General features: G+C 60.5%; 12 protein-coding genes. 1 reads left to right on the top strand and 11 read right to left on the bottom strand.

Annotated features, from left to right (window positions below):
• The first annotated feature begins 37 nt into the window (after positions 1 to 37).
• A complete protein-coding gene (gene folD / locus INS80_RS11305; protein WP_192965737.1) occupies positions 38 to 937 on the top strand; it encodes a bifunctional methylenetetrahydrofolate dehydrogenase/methenyltetrahydrofolate cyclohydrolase FolD in 900 nt (299 codons plus the stop codon).
• Positions 938 to 1,004: 67 nt separating this feature from the next.
• On the opposite strand, the gene INS80_RS11310 is transcribed toward folD, so the two are convergent.
• The 11 genes from INS80_RS11310 to INS80_RS11360 form a co-directional block, all read right to left on the bottom strand.
• Positions 1,005 to 1,415, bottom strand: coding sequence for a PaaI family thioesterase (locus tag INS80_RS11310; RefSeq protein ID WP_192965738.1), 411 nt, complete (start codon positions 1,413 to 1,415; stop codon positions 1,005 to 1,007).
• A gap of 48 nt (positions 1,416 to 1,463) precedes the next feature.
• Positions 1,464 to 2,120 carry a ligase-associated DNA damage response endonuclease PdeM gene (pdeM, locus tag INS80_RS11315; protein ID WP_192967262.1) on the bottom strand — a complete coding sequence of 219 codons (657 nt, stop codon included), beginning with the start codon at positions 2,118 to 2,120 and terminating at the stop codon, positions 1,464 to 1,466.
• A 38-nt stretch (positions 2,121 to 2,158) separates the two neighbouring features.
• Positions 2,159 to 4,576, bottom strand: a complete 2,418-nt coding sequence (locus tag INS80_RS11320) for a ligase-associated DNA damage response DEXH box helicase (protein WP_192965739.1) — start codon at positions 4,574 to 4,576, stop codon at positions 2,159 to 2,161.
• A 193-nt stretch (positions 4,577 to 4,769) separates the two neighbouring features.
• Positions 4,770 to 6,077, bottom strand: coding sequence for a DUF8689 domain-containing protein (locus INS80_RS11325; RefSeq protein ID WP_192965740.1), 1,308 nt, complete (start codon positions 6,075 to 6,077; stop codon positions 4,770 to 4,772).
• A 204-nt stretch (positions 6,078 to 6,281) separates the two neighbouring features.
• A complete protein-coding gene (locus INS80_RS11330; RefSeq protein WP_192965741.1) occupies positions 6,282 to 6,800 on the bottom strand; it encodes a prepilin peptidase in 519 nt (172 codons plus the stop codon).
• Between the two features lie 3 nt (positions 6,801 to 6,803).
• Complete coding sequence (locus INS80_RS11335) at positions 6,804 to 7,655, bottom strand: tetratricopeptide repeat protein (protein ID WP_192965742.1); 852 nt, start codon at positions 7,653 to 7,655, stop codon at positions 6,804 to 6,806.
• A 47-nt stretch (positions 7,656 to 7,702) separates the two neighbouring features.
• Positions 7,703 to 8,317 (bottom strand): tetratricopeptide repeat protein, encoded by a 615-nt coding sequence (locus tag INS80_RS11340; protein WP_192965743.1) that lies wholly within the window; start codon positions 8,315 to 8,317, stop codon positions 7,703 to 7,705.
• A 2-nt stretch (positions 8,318 to 8,319) separates the two neighbouring features.
• Positions 8,320 to 9,300 (bottom strand): type II secretion system F family protein, encoded by a 981-nt coding sequence (locus INS80_RS11345; protein ID WP_192965744.1) that lies wholly within the window; start codon positions 9,298 to 9,300, stop codon positions 8,320 to 8,322.
• Between the two features lie 11 nt (positions 9,301 to 9,311).
• On the bottom strand, positions 9,312 to 10,280 hold the full coding sequence (locus tag INS80_RS11350; RefSeq protein WP_192965745.1) for a type II secretion system F family protein: 969 nt from the start codon (positions 10,278 to 10,280) through the stop codon (positions 9,312 to 9,314).
• Between the two features lie 5 nt (positions 10,281 to 10,285).
• Positions 10,286 to 11,725, bottom strand: coding sequence for a TadA family conjugal transfer-associated ATPase (locus INS80_RS11355; protein ID WP_192965746.1), 1,440 nt, complete (start codon positions 11,723 to 11,725; stop codon positions 10,286 to 10,288).
• A 27-nt stretch (positions 11,726 to 11,752) separates the two neighbouring features.
• Entirely contained in the window at positions 11,753 to 12,994 is a 1,242-nt protein-coding gene (locus INS80_RS11360; protein WP_192965747.1) for a CpaE/TadZ family protein, read from the bottom strand.
• Positions 12,995 to 13,104 lie beyond the last annotated feature (110 nt).

The raw sequence follows: 13,104 nt of genomic DNA on the forward strand, positions 1-13,104 counted from the left end.
ATCAGGATAGAGATCCGAAAGAAGAGGAATTTGGCAGATGGCAGCGACACTCATCGACGGCAAGGCTTTTGCAGCCACGGTGCGCGGAAAGGTGGCGGACCATGTGGCGCGCCTGAAGGCAGACCATGGCATCACCCCCGGTCTTGCGGTGATCCTGGTGGGCGAAGACCCGGCGAGCGAGGTCTATGTCGCCGCAAAACACAGGCAGACGGTCGAGGTTGGAATGGCCTCCTTCGAGCATAAACTGCCCGCCGACGTGTCCGAGGCCGATCTTTTCGCGCTGATAGACCAACTGAATGCCGATCCCACCGTGCATGGTATCCTGTGCCAGTTCCCGGTGCCGGACCACTTGGATGAGCGGGCCGTCGTGGCGCGCATCGACCCGGCCAAGGACGTGGATGGGCTGAGCGTCGTCAATGCAGGCCTTCTGGCGAGCGGGGAAAAGGGGCTGGTGTCTTGCACGCCGCTGGGCTGTCTGATGCTGCTGCGCGATCAGGTCGGTGACATGACCGGTCTCAACGCTGTCGTAATTGGGCGCTCGAACCTCTTCGGCAAGCCGATGGCGCAGCTCCTCTTGCAGGAAAACTGCACCGTGACCATCGCCCATTCGCGCACCCGCGATCTGCCCGAGGTCTGCCGCCGCGCTGATATCCTTGTGGCTGCGGTGGGGCGCTCGGAAATGGTGCAGGCCGACTGGGTCAAACCCGGCGCTACGGTGATCGACGTGGGCATCACCCGCGTGCCGCACCCGGAAAAACCCGGCAAGACCAAGCTTTTGGGTGATGTGAATTTTACTCCGGTTTCCGAGGTCGCAGGCGCCATCACTCCGGTGCCGGGTGGCGTCGGCCCGATGACCATCGCCTGCCTTTTGGCCAATACCCTCACCGCCTGTTGCCGCGCGCAAGGGCTTGACGAACCTGAAGGGCTGACGGCCTGATTTGCTCATTCCTCGGAAGAATGAAATTCACCCGCCGCAGCTTTTCGGCGGGTGTTTTTTGTCTCATCTAGGGGGAAACCGGCACCATGGTGCCCTGCAGAATGGCGATCAGCTTTTCCTCGCCTCCGGTGATGGCGTGCACTTCGGAGGTTACCACCATGAGGCGCCGACCTGGCTTGATCACCGTACCGGTAGCGCGCAGGCGGTCTCCGACGCCGGGCGCGAGGAGGTTGATCTTGATTTCGGCGGTCATAACCTCCTGGTCCTCCGGCAGCAGGCTGAGTGCTGCATAACCCGCGGCGCTGTCGCCAATGGCAAAAGTGAGCGCGGCATGGGCGGCGCCATGCTGTTGCAGGCTGGTTGGCAACAGGGGTGCCGAAATCACCACCTTGCCCGGCTCCACGGTATCGAGCGTGGCGCCAAGGGTGGTCATCATGCTCTGGCGGTCGAAACTGTCTTTGATGCGTTCTGTTGTCATGAGGTGCAGCTTAGACGCGCATTCTGCCCGTTGGAACAAGACGTTGCGTCAGCGCGGCATCGGGCAGGGCAGCGGGGTGGGACCTGTCAGGATCGCCAGCGCCTGCGGTGCCATCAGCCCTGCCAGCGCCGGATCGCTCGTGCGCAAGCCGCCGGTGTAGGTGCCGAATGCGGGCAGGATCAGTCGGGTATGGTCCAGAAGAAACGTGGGCCGTGCGCTGCCCCGGCTGAGGCGGGCCTTCGGGTGGTAATGGCCCGACACTTCGCCCGGTGCCGCGTCCTTGCGGGCAATATGGCGAAAGGTGAGCGCTCCTATGGTGATTTCATCGCAGCTGTACCCTCCAAAGCTGGTTGCGCCGGGGTCATGGTTGCCCTCAATCCAGATCCAGTTTCGTGCTTTCACCATCTGGCGCAGGTCACCCGCTTCGGGCGCGGGCAGGGCTCTGGCGGCGGCCAGATCGTCGAAACTGTCGCCAAGGCACAGGACCGTATCTGGGGTGAACTGCTCGATCAGGGCTGTCAGCCTGTTCAGCGTATCGCGCACCTCATAAGGCGGCAGGGCGGCACCACCGCGCCTGAGATGGCGTTCGGATTTGCCGAGATGAAGATCGGACACGCACAAAAGCCGCTCATCGCTCCACCAGAGAGCGCCGCTGCCAAGGGCGTTCAGCCGTGTGCCTGCAAGGGTGAAGTCGTAGCCTCTCATGACCGTCTGATCGCCGGTTTCTGGCCCGCCCGCAAGCCTCATTGTGCGAGGGTTGCAAGGCCCGATGCGTGCATCAGGTCCGCCGCTTCCTGCTGCATCAGCTTTTCGGCGCCTGCGCCTTGCACGGGCACCTTGCCGGCCTCAAGCAAAAGCGGCGCCGCCAGCGGGCTGATCCGGCTGAGGCGGCGCAGGTTCACGCGCCCGCAGATGCGATCCGTCATTTCCTCAATGCGGGCAAAATCTACCAGCCCGCTCAGCGCCTCGTCACGGGTGATGTCCAGAAGCAGGTGATCGGGGTCATATTTGCGCAACGTGTCATAGAGGATATCGGATGAGAAGGTCGCCTGTCGCCCGGATTTGCGGCTGCCGGGGCTGTTGCGTTCAATCAGCCCGGCGATGGTGGCCGAGGCGCGAAAGGCGCGCTTCATCACGGCGTTCCCGGCCAGCCAGCGCTCCAGCCCATCACGCAAGGCATCTTTGTCCAATAGGGGGGCCGGATCGGTCAACTCCGACAGCCCCCAAATCAGCGTGGCGTAATCGGTTGCGACAAATCCGAGGGGATCAAGGCCCAGCTCCTCCATTCGCTTGGTGGCCAAAAGGCCCAGCGTCTGTTGCGCATTGCGTCCTGCAAAGCCGTACAGACAGGCGTGCTCGCGGCCCTGATGGGGGAAGGTTTCGATCAGCATCTCGCCCGCACGCGGCAGTTCTGACACCTCGCGCTGCAGGGTCAGCCAATCGGCTGTATGTGCGGGCAGATCGGGCCATGCGTCCTGCGCCAGAAGGGCTAGAATGCCCTGGCTCAACTGCGTCGAGGTGGCGAATTTGGTACCGGAAAAGACTGCTATCTTGGGTTTGCGCCCCCGATCCCGGCTGACCTCGACCGTCATTTCGCGCAAACTTTCGTAGCGCATGATCTGCCCGCCGATCAGGAAGGTGTCACCGGGGGTCAGGGTTGCGGCAAAGGCCTCTTCGATCTCGCCCAGAGGCTTGCCGCCGCGGCTGCGCTTCATACGCACCTTCAGAAGGTCAGCGTCCTGGATGGTGCCGATGTTCATGCGGATGCGCGCGGCAGAGCGGGGATCGCGCAGTTGCCACAGCCCGTCCGGGCGCTGCAGTAGACGTTGCCACTGGTCATAGGCGCGCAGGGCATAGCCACCGGTTGCGCAGAAATCGAGGCAAGCGTCGAACGCAGCCCGGGTCAGGTGCGAATAGGCGCCAGTGCTGGTGACTTCGGAAAAGAGCGCATCGGCATCGAACGGCCCGGAGCAGGCGCGGATCAGGATGTGCTGACAGAGCACATCGCGCGGCCCTGGCGGGCGGGGATCTCCGTCCAGCTTGCCCTCTTTGACAGCCTCAAGCGCGGCTTGGCATTCCACCACCTCGAACCGGTTGGCGGGCACCAGAAGGGCCTTTGACGGCGCGTTGTAGCGGTGATTGGCCCGCCCGATCCGCTGCACGAGACGTTTGACGTTCTTGGGCGCGCCGATCTGGATCACCAGGTCCACGTTGCCCCAGTCGATGCCAAGGTCGAGCGAGCCTGTACAAACCACCGCCCGCAAGTCATTCGCGACCATCGCTGCCTCGACCCGCTCGCGCTGCATCCGGTCGAGCGAGCCGTGATGGATGGCAATGGGCAGGCCTTCTTCATTCGCCAGCCAGAGATTGTGAAAAAAGATCTCGGCCTGGGCACGGGTGTTGTGAAAAATGAGCGTAGTCTGATGGGTACGGATTTGCTCCAGAACGGCCGGGATCGCATAGGCCGCACCGCCCCCGGCCCAGGGGGGCGCCTCGGCAGTCTCCAGCATGGCGATGTCGGGCGCAGGGCCCGGATCGGCCTCAATGATAGCGCAGGGATCTGGGTGGCGGGCAAGGTAGCGTGCAATGGCGGCCGGGTCGTCGACGGTGGCTGAAAGACCTACACGGCGCAAGTTGGGGCAGAGGCTTTGCAGGCGTGACAGCGCCAGCATCAACTGATCGCCACGCTTGCTTTCTGCAAGCGCATGGATCTCGTCGATGACAATGCGTTTGAGGCCCTTGAACGTGCGCTCGGCGTCTTCGTATGAGACCATCAGCGCAAGGCTTTCCGGGGTCGTCAGCAAAATATGCGGCGGGTCGGCGCGCTGGCGTTTGCGGCGCGATTGCGGTGTGTCGCCGGTCCTGTCGTCAATGCGGATGGGCAGACCCATCTCTGCAACAGGGCCGGTGAGGTTACGCTTTATGTCCGCAGCCAACGCCTTTAGGGGCGAGACATAGAGCGTGTGTAGGCCATCATGTGTGTTGCCTACAAGGTCTGCCAGCGTTGGCAGGAAACCGGCCATGGTCTTGCCGCCGCCCGTGGGGGCAATCAAGAGCGTCGCGGGATCGGTTGCACGGGCCAGCATCGCTGTCTGATGTGGATGCAGGCGCCATTGGCGGTGTTCCAACCAGTCGGAAATCTGGGAGGGGAGATTGGTCATGTTCCCTATTTAGTCCATGCGGCAGCCTGCGCAAATCTAAAAAGGGGGAAGGCTCCCGCGCCCGCAGGTGCATCGGCTGCGCCGATACCCCTTGGCGGCCTTGGGCCCGGCGCCGCGCATGCGCGGCGCCGGGCCCAACGGGAGGAGGTCTTTTTTTAAAAAGGCCGACGACGGGCGGGAGTTCCCGGCTCGCCTATTTTACGATTGTCTCGTCCTTGACGAACATGTTCGCCCAGGCGCGGTCGATCAGTGCGGGGCTCATCTGATAAGGGATGCCCTCGAAATCGCAAATCGCCATCATCTGATCGATCAGAAAGACCGGCTGGTAGTTTGCATAGACGTTGCCGATGGTCGGGTATTTGGTCTTCAGAAGGTGCACAAGCGTTGCCTCGTCCAGCGGCACGCCTTTCTTGCGGGCCACCAGGGCAAAGATCTTGAGGAAGTTCTCCTGATCCGGTCCGTCGATCTTGATCTTGAAGAAGATCCGGCGCAGCGCCGCCTGGTCGAAGATCTCGTTCGGGTGAAAGTTGGTGGAGAAGATCACCAGCGTATCGAACGGGACCTCGAACTTTTCCCCCGATTGCAGGGCAAGGATATCGCGCCCCTCTTCCAGTGGCACGATCCAGCGGTTGACCAGCGCCTGGGGCGGCTCTGCCTGGCGGCCAAGGTCATCCACGATGAATATCCCGCCCGTTGATTTGAGCTGCAGCGGCGCCTGATAGGTGCGTGCTGTGGGGTTGTAGACCAGATCGAGCATCGACAGGGACAGTTCGCCGCCAGTTACAACGGTGGGACGCTCGCATTTGACGTAGCGGGTATCGAAACGGCGCGGGCGGCGCAGGGCGTTGGGATCCTCGGCCTCTTCGGGGGCCGCCGTGTGCACGATGGGGTCATAGACCGTGATCACCTGGCCTGCATATTCGATGGCGCGAGGGACATAGACACAGTCACCCAAGGCATCGCGAATACCGTTTGAGATCGAGGACTTACCATTCCCGGGTGGGCCATACATCAAGATCGAGCGGCCAGCGCTGACCGCAGGGCCCAAATGATCCAGCAAGCTGTCAGGCAGGATCAGATGCCCCATGGCCTGTGTCAGTTGCTGACGGGTGACCATGATGTTGCGGATCGACTGGCGCTCGACCTGTTCGCGGTAGACATCGAGTGGCACCGGCATGGCGCCGTAGTATTCCGATTGGCTGAGCGCATCCAGCGCGCGCGCGCGCCCGGCATCAGTCAGTTGATAACCCATCTCGTTGCCGCTGTTGGCATTGAGCGTGCCCGTCGCCTCCAACAGCTTTTGCTCGCGGGCCATGTCGACAAGTTCCTGCGTCACGGGGATTGGCAGGCAGATGGCCGCTGCGATGTCGCTGACAAGGTCCGCATTCTTGCGGAACATCGTCTTGAGCAGGATATCCCGCATCATCACGATGGGAAGCTTCATCTGGGAAAGCCCGCGCGGCGCGGGCGGCGCCACCACGGCGCTGGTCTGCATGTTCATGTGTCACGGCCTGTCTGTTCAACCTGCTCCCCTGAAGGCGGCTTAGTGGGGGGCGGGCCCACGCAGCCCCGCCATCAGGGGATCCACTCCTGATGATCAGTCTACGCGTCACTGTGGCAAGAGAACGGCAATGCTGGTGCATTTCCGGGAAAAGGCGCGCCGTGCAGGCGCCGTTTTCTGCGGCATTTTAGGAAAGAGCCCGGTTCAGCTCGCAGAAGGACTCCCCAAAAGCGCACCAAGGACAAGGTAGATTGCAAGTGTCGCGCCAAGACAAAGACCCATGGGAAACTTGCTGCCCACGTTCCAGCTGAGCCAGTCGGGGGCGAGTCTGCGCAGCGGGGTGTGTTTCACGAGCCTGTGTGTCACGAACCCAGCCAAAAGGTTTGCGGAGAAGATCATCATCAGCGCGGGCAGGTCAGACAGGGCCACCAGAGGTGCGGCCGCACCTGCAAACTTGGCATCCCCCGCGCCGATCATGCCTGCGGAGTAGAACAGAAACCCCAGCGCAATGCCGACGGGCAGGTGCAATAGCTGCCAGCCATAATCGGCCCAGGTCGGCATCACGAAGACCCCAACTATGATGTAAACCAGCCCGAGGCAATCATTGATCCAGTTGGGAATGCGCATGCCGCGCAGGTCTGTCAGCGCCGCCGCATAGCAGAGCGGCAGCACGAAGGGCAGAAACCACAGGGCGACATGGGCCGGGATGGCCAAGTGTATCATGGATCAGCCGTTTTCAAGCGCCGCAAGGGAGCGGGCGGCGGCCTCGAAATGCTGCGGATGGGTCGCAAGGGCTTCGCGCAGAAGGTTCTCACCCGTTTTGACGTCGCCCTGCTTGACCGCGGACAAGGCCATCGTGTGCAACAGCTGCGCGCGTTCGGTCTGATCAAGCGGGATCACTGGCAGCGTATAGTTGCGCTGGGCACCTCGGGCGAGAACCAGGTTGTTCTTGGCGGTGAACAGCGTGGGGTCCTGGCGGATCGCATCGCTGAAGAGGCGCTCGGCCTCGGCGAATTGGCCCCGTGAAAGCTTGGAATAACCCCAGTTGTTCATCACCTTTGCAGGCTGTGTCGTCAGGCCCGTGGCGATTTCATAGAAACTGTCGGCGCGTTTCCATTCCTTGTTGGCATCCGCAACCATCGCTTCCAGACGATAGCGGCGATAGGTTTCATGGGTGGGGGGGACAGAATCCAGCGCATCCTCTGCACCTTTCCAGTCACCGACACGGATAAGGGCGTCCGCCAGCGAGATGCGATCCTCAACCGTGGCCTCGGAATGGGCCGCGACCTTTTTCCAGGCGCCTGCGGCTTCGGTGTTGCGCTTGGCCCGGATCAGCGAGGTGGCAAGCCCGCGCTGAAAGTCGATGCGATCAGGCGAGGATTTCAGGGATTTCTGGAAATAGCTCACGGCCTCGTTGGGGTCGGCAACGGTGAGCATGACCTCGTTGAGGTTATGCGCATCCACGACATTGACCTCTTCAAAGGCGCGTTCAACTGTTTCTTTGCCATCGGGTTTAACACAGGCCGAAAGGGCAAGAACGCCCACAAGACCTGTTGTAACAAGAATAAACTGGCGCATTTTATGCGTCCTTTTGCTGCTCTGCCCTTGCGGATCTGATGGCTGGCCTAAGGATTCTTTTCGATCCGATAACTGCCGCCGCCTTGCCGCATCAATGTGAAGTCACTTCGACTTTCGTTTTGCGGATCACTATGCGCGGAATTTTCAAGTTTTTCGAGTGCCCGACGCAAATTATCCCGGATTGCGTCACTTTCGCCATTATCGAGCGCATAGGCCCGGCGCAGGATCTGCGCGGCTTCAGGCGTTTTGCCCCGCTCCATCAGGACAACACCAAGGTTGTTCAGGGCCTCTGGCCAGTCGGGGGCCGCCTCGGTGGCACGTCGCAACAGGTCTTCGGCCTGCCCCAGACGACCAAGGCCGAGGTTGGCAGATCCCATGCCAGAGAGCACCTCGGGTGTCAGTCCCTGATCCAATGCGGCCCTGTTGAAGGCATCGAGTGCCAGCTCGTATTCGCCCGCATCCATCAGGCGGTGGCCGACCACCAGACCGTCTTCGGCCTGTTTGCGCAGATCCACGCCGGGCGCCCAGGGGCTGTCAGGCTCTTGCCGTGCGAACTGCGGTGCACAGGACGAGGCAACGAGAAACGCCACCAGCGCAGCGGCGCGGGCGGCGAAGTGAAAGGGGCAGGGGCGGAGTTCCGCCACCCTGCGCAGCCTGGTCATGATCAGTTACCCATATTGCCCATGTTCGCGATGCCTTCCACCGAAGGTCCGACCAGAATGATCAGAAGCGGAGGCACTGTCAGGCCCATTGTGGCAAGAGTCATTTTCACAGGCAACTTGTTTGCGGCCTCTTCGGCGCGCATCACGCGCTTGTCACGCATTTCGTCCGCGTAGACCCGTAGCGCATCGGCGATGGATGTACCAAAGGCCTGGGATTGGATCATCACGGTGACAAAAGAGGATATGTCCTGCACCCCGCAACGGGTGCCCATATCGCGCATCACCTTTTCCTTTTCCTTGCCTGCCTTCATCTCATAGGCAACGATTTCGAATTCTTCGGCCAGCGCGGGGTAGGAGGCGTGCAGCTCCTTTGCGACGCGCACGATGGATTGGTCAAGAGACTGCCCCGCCTCCACGCAGACCAGCATCATGTCCAGCGCGTCGGGAAAGCCTTGGGTGATCTGTTTCTTGCGCTCTTCGATGCGGCGGGTGATCCAGTATCTGGGGAGCATGTAGCCTGCGCCGCCGGGACCAAGAATGCGAAGGGCCAGCTGCTGGCTGTCAAATTCCGTCCCGGCTTTCATCACAAAGACGTAGAACAGCCCGGCGCCGAGACCCAAAAGCCCCAAGGCAAACTGGGCAAAGCGAAACAGGCGGACAGAGTCTTTGGAGGCATAGCCCGCCTGGCGCAGTTTCAGCTCCATCGCAGACAGCTCTTCGGCGTTCTGCGGCTCCAGGAACGAGGCGAACTTTTGCAGCTGCTCGTTCCGATTACCTTGGCGCAGGCGCTCTTTCTGCTGTTTGGGCTGTGTCTCGGGCGACATGTCCTTTTGCAGCTTCTTGAGCGGATCTTCGGGCTGGTTGAGCAGCAGGGGTATTGCCAGAACGATCATCAGAAGGCCCAGGATGCCGATGGCAAGGAGCGGACCGAAAGCACCAAACTGATCAGTCAGGAGACCGTTCAAGTCGGACAGGATGGACATGGAACTTCTCCTCAGACCTCGATGTTGGTGAGCATCTTCATGACGAACAGATTGACCGTCAGCATGATCCCGACCACGAAACAGGCGGGAATGAACCAGGGATGATCGAGCACGTTGTCATAGTAGTTTGGATCTCTGACCAGCAGAACGCCCAGGGCGAACAAGGGGAAACCGGACAGGAATTTGCCCGACCATTGCGCTTCGGCGGTGATGGCCTTCACCTTGCGGAACAGGCGGAAGCGGGCGCGGATCACCTTGGCAAGACCGGCCAGAACCTCTGCTAGGTTACCGCCAGACTGCTGCTGGATCGTGACGGCAACCGCCAAAAAGCGCATGTCCTGCAGATCCAGCCGCTCGGCCATTTCCTTGAGCGCTTCGCCGATGTCGCGACCATAGGCGGACTCATCGGCGATCATGCCGAACTCGGAGGCAAGCGGGTCCTCAATTTCGTTTGAAACGATCTGAATGGCCGAAGAGAACGGGTGCCCGACACGCAGAGACCGCACCATCAGTTCGACTGCATCAGGCAGTTGTTCCTCGATCATGGCCATACGTTTGCTGGCCTTTTTGTTGACCCAGAAAAACACGCCGCCGACGCCAATGATCAGCGCTCCGAGGGCGCGGACGGGCAGAGGGGCTGCGGTGGCGACGCTCAATGCAATAAAGGCGATGATGGCCACCCCGGCCATGATCATCATCAACTGTTGTGGCGTGAAAGCGATCGCGGCTTTCTGGGCGCGCTCTGCCAATAGTGAATAGAGCGGAATGGACTGGGATTTTCCGTGCTGTTTCAGTTCTTTGCGAAGCTGCTCCAACACCTCTTCACGGGTATTACCCTTCTCCAGCATCTCAAGCCGACGGCTGACCTTGCTGTTAAGGCGGATCGATTTGCCGAAGACGACAAGGTAGATCCCTTCCACCAGGACGATGACACCGACAAAGATAAGCCCGTAAATCAGCGGTTCTATAGGCACTTGCATCCCGGTCACTCCATCCGTGTGGGTTCATAGATTGACGGCGGCAGATCATACCCCCACAGGCGGAATCTCTCGGAATAGTGGCTGCGCACGCCGGTGGCCGTGAAATGGCCGATGATCTTGTTGTCCGGGGTCAGGCCGACACGCTGGAAACGGAAGATTTCCTGCATGGAGATCACATCGCCCTCCATGCCGGTGATCTCGGTGATCGAGGTCATCCGGCGCGAGCCGTCTTGCAGACGCGAGGCCTGTACGATGACATTCACAGCCGATGAAATCTGGCTGCGCACCGCCTTGATCGGCATTTCGATGCCTGCCATTGCGATCATGTTCTCAAGGCGCGACACCCCATCACGGGCCGAGTTGGCGTGGATCGTGGTCATCGAACCGTCGTGACCGGTGTTCATGGCCTGCAGCATGTCGATGACTTCTTCCCCGCGGGTTTCGCCCACGATGATACGGTCTGGACGCATGCGCAGGGCGTTTTTTAGACAGTCCCGCGGCGAGACTTCTCCCTTGCCCTCGACGTTGGGCGGACGACTTTCCATCCGGCCCACATGGGTCTGCTGCAGCTGTAGTTCCGCAGTGTCTTCGATGGTCAGGATCCGCTCGGAGTCGTCAATGAAGCTCGAAAGCGCGTTGAGCGTTGTCGTTTTGCCCGAACCGGTTCCCCCTGAGACGATCACGTTCAGACGGGTGGAAACGGCGGCTTGCAGATAAGCAGCCATTTCTTCTGTAAAAGCACCAAATTTCACCAGGTCGTCGATGCCAAGCTTGTCTTTTTTGAACTTTCGGATCGAAACCAGCGATCCATCCACTGCAATGGGTGGGACCATGGCGTTGAAGCGTGAGCCATCTGCAAGACGGGCGTCCACGTAGGGGTTGGATTCATCAACGCGTCGTCCCACGGCTGAGACGATCTTGTCGATGATGCGCATCAGGTGCTTTTCATCCTTGAAGGTGACGTCGGACAGCTGCAGCTTGCCCTCGCGCTCCACAAAGATCTGCTGCGGACCGTTCACCAGAATATCGCTGACCGTTTCATCCTGCAAAAGCGATTCCAGCGGGCCGAGGCCGGTGACCTCGTCATAAAGCTCCTTGTTGAGCGTCATGCGGTCTTCGCGATTGAGAACGATGCCCTTCTCTTCAAGGATTTCGCCGGCGATTTGCGAGATTTCACCGCGCAGTTCCTTTTCGCTGGCCTTTTCCAGCGCCGCAAGGTTCAGGTTGTCGAGCAGTTCCCGATGCAGTTGCACCTTGATTTCGCCCAGACGTTCCTTGCGTTTGCGATCTTTGTCCGCCGGGGCGGCTTCGGCCGTCTTGCGGGTGACCGGGCGACGCAGGGACGCGGCCGGTGCGGGTGCCTCCTCAGCACCAGGGATGGGAGCAGGCGCTGGAGCCGGAGCCGTCCGAGCGCTGGGTGCTTGCTTTTTATATCTGGAAAACAAATCTTTATCCCCCGGAGTTCCTGCTGGTTAGGCGGCTGCGTCCGCTTCGCTCTGGCCCAGCTCATGCAGGGACTGAGCGAGTTTCGCGATCTCCTTGCGTAGCGGGTTTTTGGCATTGGAAAGCGCCAAGGGCTGGCCGTGATCGCAGCTTTGCAGAACCGGCTTGCCACCATCCGGCATTTGCAGGTCAATCGATATTCCAAGGCTGTCTGCCATGCGTTTGACACGGGATTTCCCGGTCAGATCGGTGAACTTTGGTGCTCGGTTCAAAACGAACCGCAGCTTGTCAAACGGCAGTCCTTCGGATTGCAGGGCGCGTTTCATGCGCACCGTGTTCTGGGCCGAGCGCATGTCCAGCTCGATCAGTGCAAAATAGACATGAGCCAGCTGCAGCATGGTTTCGGACCATTGTACCAGTGTGTGCGGCAGATCCACCACCACGAAATCGAAATGACTGCGGGCCATCTCGACTACCCGTTCGACATCCTCAGGCGTGATGATTTCAAGCGGGATCATGTCCGAAGGGGCCGTCAGGACCTGCAGTTTTTCCTGAAACGGCAAAAGCGCCTGGCCAAACACCTCTTCATCAAGGCTGTCTGTTTCGCTCAGCATCTCCATGACCGCCTCGCGGCGCGGCAGGTCCAGATACGTAGATACGGATCCGTACTGCATGTCGAAATCCAGCAGGCAGACCCTTGGTTCCTTGCTTTTGCTGAGTTCTGCCAGCTCCCAGGCAAGGTTCACGGCAAGCGTGGTTGATCCGGTGCCCCCGGCCAGCCCGTGACACACGATCAGGGCGCCTTCGCGACGGCTGCCTGTTTTCAGCTGGTGCGGGTTTTCCGCTGCCGGTTCCGGCTGAGGTTCAGGCGCGCTGAGACGTTCGATGGCCGCCTGTAGCTCTTGTTCGGGAAGCGGGTAGGGGATGAATTCGTCGGCGCCCTGGCGCAGCAGGGAGTGCAAGGCGGCCGGGGTGACATCCTCGGCGATCAGAATGACCTTAATGCCCTTTGCGTGGGCCTCGGTGATGATATCACCCATCAGGGGCAGATTTTCTTCGTCCTCGCAATCCATCGCCATTGCAACGAATTGCAGCGATTCGGCTTCGGGCTGGTTGAAGAAGGTCAGCGCTTCGTTGAAGCCCAGATCGCCCCAAGCCTCCCCCAAGGCGGTTTCCATGTCTTCGATCAAGAGGTCGAAATTCTGCACATCGCGGCTGATGGTACAGGCAACAATGGCAGGTGTATCAGTTTGCGGTAGTCCGCTGCTCATCGCCAACATCCTCTTAGTCTCAAGGTGCGTCGCCTCCGTTTGTCGGGGCGCACTTCACCTCTTTTAGAGAATGTCCGTTAAGATCTTGACCACAATTGGGCCAAAAGCCT

This window comes from Phycobacter azelaicus (genome assembly GCF_014884385.1).
Classification (GTDB): Bacteria; Pseudomonadota; Alphaproteobacteria; order Rhodobacterales; family Rhodobacteraceae; genus Phycobacter; species Phycobacter azelaicus.